We start from the raw sequence: 6818 nt of genomic DNA, 5'->3' as shown, positions 1-6818 counted from the left end.
TTCAGCCACAGGATCATCTTCTTTAACGACATCTCCGACTTTTACAAGCCAGTTAGCGATATCGCCTTCATGCATGCCTTCGCCGATATCAGGCATTTTAAAAATTTCAGTCATAATTTACTACCTCTTTCACTTTGTTCACAATATCGTCTGCTTTAACTGCCCAGTCATTTTCGGCTTGAGCAAATGGGAAGATAGAATCTGGCCCAGCTACACGGCCGATAGGTGCTTTAAGTGACAGAACAAAGCGTTCTGAGATTTCCGCCATAACGTTAGCAGCAATACCCGCTGTACGTTGTGCTTCTTGAACGACAACAACACGTCCGGTTTTTTCTACTGTCTCACCGATTGATTTGATATCAAGAGGCGATACGGTACGCAAATCAAGAACTTCAGCGCTAATCCCTTCTTTTTCGAGTTGTTCAGCAGCCTTGATAGCCAGAGGAACTGTACCACCGTAAGCGATAATCGAAACATCTGAACCTTCTTTGGCAACGACTGCTTGATCCAAAGGTGTTGTATAGTAGCCTTCCGGAACTTCTCCTTTCATAGAACGGTAAAGGTGCAAGTTTTCGAGGTACATTACTGGATCATTGTTTTCAATGGCAGCCAAAAGAAGTCCTTTAGCATCTGCTGGATTTGATGGCATAACGACACGAAGTCCAGGAATTTGAGCAAAGAGCCCTTCGATAGAGTCGGCGTGCATTTCAGGTGTTTTTGTACCGATGCCATAAGGTGTACGGATAACAATTGGGTTATGACGTGTATTGTTGAAACGGTAACGTGTACGAGACATTTGTCCAGCAATGGAGTCAAAAACTTCATAAACAAATGTACCAAACTGGATTTCCATGATTGGACGGAAGCCTTGAGTTGAGAGACCAATTGCCAAACCACCAATACCAGATTCGGCAAGTGGTGTATTGAAGACACGGTCTTCACCATATTTTGCTTGGAGTCCATCAGTTGCACGGAATACCCCACCATTTTGCCCAACGTCTTCACCGAAGATTAATGTATTTTCGTCACGTTCAAGCGCCAAGTCAAGCGCTTCTGTGATTGCTGCAATATAAGTTTTTACTGCCATGTTTACTTGCCCTCACTTTCAAATTTTGCAATTTGCTCAACCATTACTTGGCTAGGTACTTCGAGTGTATTTTTCAAAAAACTTGATATTTTTTGTTTTTCAACATTGTTTGCTTTCTTGATGTCTGCATCGATACGCGCATCAAGTTCAGCGATATAAGCTTCTTCTTGAGCCTCATCCCAGATACCTTTTTCAGTCAAGTAAGTGCGCATACGGAGCAATGGCTCTTTCGCCCACCAAGCATCAAGGCCTTCTTGGCTACGGTAACGAAGTGGGTCATCACCAGCTGTTGAGTGAGGCTCCAAGCGGTTAGTAAGGGCTTCAATAACGACTGGACCGTTACCAGCAACAGCCCAAGCGCGTGCTTCTTTAGCTGCCAAGTACATCGCAATAGCATCGTTACCATCGACAACGATAGATGGTGCACCAGCTGCCCAACCTTTAGCTGCCAAGTGAGGCGCCGCTGTTTGGAGTTCACGTGGTGTTGAAATTGCATAGCCATTATTTTGGATAAAGGCAACAAGTGGTGCTTTGTAAGCAGAAGCAAAGTTAATCCCTTCATAAGTGTCCCCTTGAGAAGAACCACCATCACCAGTGTAAACAAAGGCAACGGCATCTTTTTTACGCTTTTTCAGTCCTAAAGCGACACCAGCCGCTTCAATATATTGTGCACCGATAATGATTTGTGGGAACCAAGATTTTACTTCAGCGCCTTCGTCTGTTGTATACTCGTTACCGAGTTGGTGTCCACGAGACCAGAGGAGCCCTTTCCAGATTGGCCAGCCTTTAGCATAAATCTGTGGCAAGTCACGGTAACCTGGGAAAAGCCAGTCTTCATCAGTGAATGCAAAAGCAGAAGCCATTTGAGAAGCTTCTTGACCTGCAGTGGGTCCAAAGAATCCCATACGACCTTGTTTTGCAAGTTTCATGCAACGGATGTCGATTTGACGGCTAAGCAGCATGTTTTTAAAGAGTTCTACTAAATCTTTATCTGAAAGATCGGCGCGCTTAAGACCCTCTTCGTCAACGATTTTTCCGTTTTCGTCTAAGATTTGGAGCGTCGGAAACGCGCTGTCTTGTAATTCTAATTGTTTTTTGAAATCGAGGATTTTTGTGCTGTTTGACATAAATATCTCCCTTTCTTCTTCATTCTCGTTTTTTTAAACCAATTCATCAGCCTTGAAAAGCTGTGAAAGTTCATTGTTTTCAATTGTTCCAAAATATTGTCCTTCTTTATTCTTTTCTAGAACCTTAAGTACAGCATCTGGATTAAACGGAAGACCTATAAAGTCTTGTTTGATGTCACGCCAATCGCGGACACCCAAGAAATCCCCCAAGAAATTAATATCAGTAATCAGACCATTATTGACATCAACTTGGATATCAATTGATCCACCAGTAAATTTGGCGTGGTTATTGAAACTGAACTTAGGACTTTCACCGTAATTCCAATCCCAAGTCGAAAATTGCTCATCACGTGCAGCTTTTATACCCGCCAGCTGTTCATCATTCAGAACATATTCGCCATCCTTACCCTGATTGGTTAAGTAATATTTGAGTGCATCAATAAAAGTATCTAAATTCAAATCAGGTGCAAAGTCCTTGATATTTCCGACACGTGCGCGTACAGATTTAGCAGCCTTAGAGACAAACTTTTCATCAGAGACATTGAGTGAACGAATCATCGCCTCCACGTCAGTATCCCAGAGCAAAGTACCATGATGCATAAGGTAACCACCGGCGTAACGCTGTGCATTACCAGAAACTTTCTTTCCAGCAATTTCAAGATCATTTCTTCCAGTAATTTCAGCTTCAATACCAAGAGAACGAAGCGCATCATACATGGGTTTCACGAATTGATGAAAGTTAACTTGGGCTGAACTGGCTACAGGGACAAAAAATGTAAAACAAATATTTCCCTCGTCATGATAGACAGCACCGCCACCAGATACGCGCCGTACAACTTGCACATCATGTTGATCAATATAATCTTGATTTATCTCAGCAAAAGTATTTTGGTTACGTCCGACGATAACAGCACGCTTGTTTTGCCAAAGGGCAAAAACAGGCTCCTCTGCCTTCAGATTATTTAATAACCAAGAATCCATCGCAATGTTGGTATAGGCATCCTGCCCGAGATAATTAATATATTGCATAGATTCTCCTTTCATTAGAAATATATGTCAAATGTATTTCCCATTTAACACATACAAACTCATTATATCCCTTGTGAAATAGAAAGTAAAGGAAAATGACTCCGCTATCATAAGCGACTATTGTACAATTTTATGATAAAGTTTGTGAATTTTTTCTGGATATAAAAAACATGCGTAGAGCATGTTTACAATGAGAGGAGTTTTATCTTACTTTTGACTGATTTTTCGAATTTTGAGCGCTTTTTCAGGAAAGTCTGTGAAAATTCCAGATATGTTATGCTGAAAAGCTGAGTACATGTCTTTTTCTGAATGAATTCCCCAAAGCCGAATCGGTTTACTGCCCGGTGCTAATAGTTTCTTATGTCTAAAAACATAATTTTTTTTCAAATGAAGGCTTGTGATAAAGCTTCCTACTACGGAGAGATCCACTCTTTGAAAAGTTTTTCCTGCAAGATAGGCGATTTCGTCTTTAATGCCTAGTGCGTGTAAGTTGCGAAGTGTGTTTACATTAAAAGAAGAGTAGATGACTTTAAAGGGAAAAGTTTGAGTGTTCATCAAAGTAAAGAGCTGTTTTTCAATACCAGGATAATTTATGATATCGGTCTTAATCTCTATGTTCAGATAACCTGCAAAGTTTTCCTTTAGCAGCAAATTCAGAACTTCTTCTAAAGTGGGTATTTTTTCTTTGTAGAAAGCCTTGTCAAACCAAGAGCCAGCATCGAGTTGTTTTAATTGGGCTAGGGTCATATCACAAACACGGCCTCTTCCAGAAGTTGTTCGATTAACTTTTTCGTCATGAATGACGACCAGATGATTATCTTTAGACAGGTGGACATCGAGTTCGATACCGTCTGAGTTTACATGCAGAGCTTCCTGAAAAGCTGCCAAAGTGTTTTCAGGTCGATTACATTTTGAACCTCTATGGGCAAAGATAAGACACGTGCCCTGAGGAGGAGAGTTTTTTTCAAAATTCACAGTTAAAACATCTGCCTTTCTAGCTATCATATTCTTCCTCAATAGCAGTGACAAAATCACGCATAATTTTATCTCTCTTCTGGGCTAATTTTTTAGCATGCGCTGTATTCAATAAATCTTTGAGCAGAAAGAGCTTTTCGTAAAAATGATTGAGCGTTGTCCCTTCACTTTGATGATAGTTGCTTTTACTAGAAAAATGTTGAGGTTTTATGGTGGGGTCATATAAGGTGCGACCTTTGGACCAGCCATATTCTAAAGTCCGCACAATGCCCCAAGCGCCCATCGCATCAATGCGGTCGGCATCTTGGACGATTTGACCATTGATGTCGAGTTCTTTTTTCTCTAAAAGATTGGCAGAATAACTCATATTATCAATGATGTAAAAGATTTTATCCTGTTTCTCTTTAGAAAAATCTAAGGAGGTTAAGAAGGCTGCAACCTCTTGTTTTTGTTGGGCGACATCGGAGCAGATCTTTTCATCATAGGTATCGTGCAGGTAAGCAGCAGCAATAACTAAATCAGAATCTGCAAGGGGTTCCGTAGCAAGGATTTGTTTTGCGAGCTTGACAACACGACTGACGTGATCAAAGCCATGTCCGTCATAGTTGTTCTCATAGATTTTTTTGGCAAAGGCAGCAATTTTTTCTTGAGTTGTCATAAGTTTTTGTGTTCTTTTATTTGGCATCAAAGTAGTTAAGGCCCATCGCTGATTTTACTTCAGATAAGGTATTTGCAGCAACAGCACGTGCTTTTTCAGAGCCATCTTTAAGCATGTCATAAACAGCCCCCATGTCTTTAGCGAATTCGATGCGGCGTTCACGAATTGGAGAGAGTTCACGGTCGAGAATGTCTAATAAATAGCGTTTAGTTTTTACGTCTCCTAAGCCGCCCGCTTGATAATGCTCTTTCATCTCAGCGATAGTAGTAGCGTCTTCCTCACGTCCAAAGACATCAAGATAATGGAAGACCATATTGCCCTCAATTTTACCTGGATCCTCAACCTTGATATGGTCGGGATCTGTATACATGCTCATCACTTTCTTTTTAAGCGTATCCATATCATCAGCCAGATATATGCCATTACCAAGCGATTTAGACATTTTTGCATTCCCGTCAAGGCCAGGAAGACGTCCTGCCGATTCATTTTCTGGATAAAGTCCTTCAGGTTCAACCAAGACATCACAGTTGTATGCATTATTGAAAGAGCGTACAATTTCGCGACATTGTTCAATCATTGGTTTCTGGTCGTTCCCTACAGGAACCAGATTGGCTTTAAAGGCTGTAATATCTGCGGCTTGAGCGATAGGATAAACTAAGAAACCGGCAGGAATGGATTCGCCAAAGGCTTTTTGCGCAATTTCTGTTTTAACGGTAGGGTTACGTTCAAGTCGTGCTAGGGAAACCAAATTCATGTAATACATTGAAAGTTCAGCCAGTTCAGGAATTTGGGACTGGATAAAAATGGTTGATTTTTCTGGATCGAGACCAGCAGCCAAATAATCTAAAGCCACGTCTCCAACAGATTGGATAATTTTTTCAGGTTCCTTGGCATGGTCGGTGAGAGCTTGTTGGTCGGCAAGGAAAACAAACATGTTATATTTTCCTGTGTTTTGTAGTAGCACACGATTTTTAAGTGAGCCAACATAATGTCCGATATGGAGTTTGCCCGTAGGACGATCGCCAGTTAGGATTGTAGGTTTATTCATGATAGTTCTCTCCTTTTTGAGGTACAAATTTTTGTAACAAAAACGCCCGTAAAGCATTGTAAAAATACTTTACGGGCGTTATCACGCGGTACCACCGTAATTCGAAATTCTTTAAGAATTTCCTCGAGCTCGTCATAGAAACGAGTGCTTTGTTAACGGGAGCAGCCGTGATTTATATTGCTTAAAATCATTTTGTTATTATCAGTCCATTCACTTTTCTGAAAACACTGGCTTGCACTACCGCCAACTTCCTAAAGAATTCTTTGAAAAGTTACTCTTCTGATAGTTCAAATTCTACATTTATTTTCACATAATGTCAAATATGTCTGAGTCCAATCTCTTGAAAAGGCCATAATAAAATCCTATACTTGGGCTATAGGCTATCCAACTATTTATAATATGAAAAGGAGAAATATATGGCAAATGTATCCACAGCATCCGCACAATGGCAAGGGGATTTAGAAAATGGTTCAGGTACCATCAGTCTAGACTCTTCACAGGTATTTACTGATACGCCCTATAATTTTGAAGCGCGTGCAGAGCATTCAGCATCCATAACAACACCTGAAGAACTTCTGGGTGCAGCTCATGCCGCTTGTTTTAGCATGGCATTCTCATTGCTTTTAAGCGAAAAAGGTTACAAAGTCGATAACATTTACACCCAAGCAGATGTGACCTTTGCGGTAACAGCAGACGGTCCTGCAATTACAAAGATTCATCTGAAAAACCAATCGAAAATTGCTGGGATTTCTGATGACGAATTTCAAAAGTTAGCAAAAGAAATCGAAGCAACATGTCCGGTTTCTAAAGCTTTGATTTCAGTTCCTATCGAGTTGGAAGCAGAATTGCTCTCCTAGTTTAGAGTGACCAACTGCAGGTAAGATAGGAAACGGC

The 6818-nt window shown here is 40.8% G+C and carries 8 protein-coding genes and 1 other annotated feature; of the genes, 1 reads left to right on the top strand and 7 read right to left on the bottom strand.

What is annotated here, in order from left to right; genetic code table 11:
• From B4H39_RS07865 to trpS, 7 genes are all read right to left on the bottom strand, one after another.
• On the bottom strand, positions 1–114 hold a 114-nt coding region (locus B4H39_RS07865), incomplete at its 3' end, for a biotin/lipoyl-containing protein (protein WP_414672060.1).
• Positions 107–1087 carry an alpha-ketoacid dehydrogenase subunit beta gene (locus tag B4H39_RS07860; RefSeq protein ID WP_251420485.1) on the bottom strand — a complete coding sequence of 327 codons (981 nt, stop codon included), beginning with the start codon at positions 1085–1087 and terminating at the stop codon, positions 107–109. The genes B4H39_RS07860 and B4H39_RS07865, both read right to left, overlap by 8 nt.
• Positions 1088–1089: 2 nt before the next feature.
• On the bottom strand, positions 1090–2214 hold the full coding sequence (locus tag B4H39_RS07855) for a thiamine pyrophosphate-dependent dehydrogenase E1 component subunit alpha (RefSeq protein ID WP_251420483.1): 1125 nt from the start codon (positions 2212–2214) through the stop codon (positions 1090–1092).
• Between the two features lie 33 nt (positions 2215–2247).
• Entirely contained in the window at positions 2248–3243 is a 996-nt protein-coding gene (locus B4H39_RS07850) for a lipoate--protein ligase (protein ID WP_202230097.1), read from the bottom strand.
• A gap of 207 nt (positions 3244–3450) precedes the next feature.
• A complete protein-coding gene (locus B4H39_RS07845) occupies positions 3451–4218 on the bottom strand; it encodes a glycerophosphodiester phosphodiesterase (protein ID WP_271328095.1) in 768 nt (255 codons plus the stop codon).
• Between the two features lie 19 nt (positions 4219–4237).
• A complete protein-coding gene (locus B4H39_RS07840) occupies positions 4238–4876 on the bottom strand; it encodes an HD domain-containing protein (RefSeq protein WP_251420481.1) in 639 nt (212 codons plus the stop codon).
• A gap of 16 nt (positions 4877–4892) precedes the next feature.
• On the bottom strand, positions 4893–5924 hold the full coding sequence (gene trpS / locus B4H39_RS07835) for a tryptophan--tRNA ligase (protein WP_251420479.1): 1032 nt from the start codon (positions 5922–5924) through the stop codon (positions 4893–4895).
• A 68-nt stretch (positions 5925–5992) separates the two neighbouring features.
• Positions 5993–6215 (bottom strand) — a binding site (T-box leader).
• Between the two features lie 125 nt (positions 6216–6340).
• Between trpS and B4H39_RS07830 the strand changes: the two genes are divergently transcribed.
• Complete coding sequence (locus B4H39_RS07830; protein WP_251420476.1) at positions 6341–6781, top strand: OsmC family protein; 441 nt, start codon at positions 6341–6343, stop codon at positions 6779–6781.
• Positions 6782–6818: the final 37 nt, after the last annotated feature.

Source organism: Lactococcus sp. UBA7128, from assembly GCF_002492185.1.
Taxonomy (GTDB): Bacteria; Bacillota; Bacilli; order Lactobacillales; family Streptococcaceae; genus Lactococcus; species Lactococcus muris.
This window is presented reverse-complemented; position numbering and strand designations above follow the sequence as displayed.

Excerpts from the sequence above, each read along its gene's own strand:
- B4H39_RS07860 (WP_251420485.1), bottom strand. The coding sequence starts at position 1,087 with ATGGCAGTAAAAACTTATATTGCAGCAATCACAGAAGCGCTTGACTTG.
- B4H39_RS07830 (WP_251420476.1), top strand. The coding sequence starts at position 6,341 with ATGGCAAATGTATCCACAGCATCCGCACAATGGCAAGGGGATTTAGAA.
- B4H39_RS07840 (WP_251420481.1), bottom strand. The coding sequence starts at position 4,876 with ATGACAACTCAAGAAAAAATTGCTGCCTTTGCCAAAAAAATCTATGAG.
- trpS (WP_251420479.1), bottom strand. The coding sequence starts at position 5,924 with ATGAATAAACCTACAATCCTAACTGGCGATCGTCCTACGGGCAAACTC.
- B4H39_RS07855 (WP_251420483.1), bottom strand. The coding sequence starts at position 2,214 with ATGTCAAACAGCACAAAAATCCTCGATTTCAAAAAACAATTAGAATTA.
- B4H39_RS07850 (WP_202230097.1), bottom strand. The coding sequence starts at position 3,243 with ATGCAATATATTAATTATCTCGGGCAGGATGCCTATACCAACATTGCG.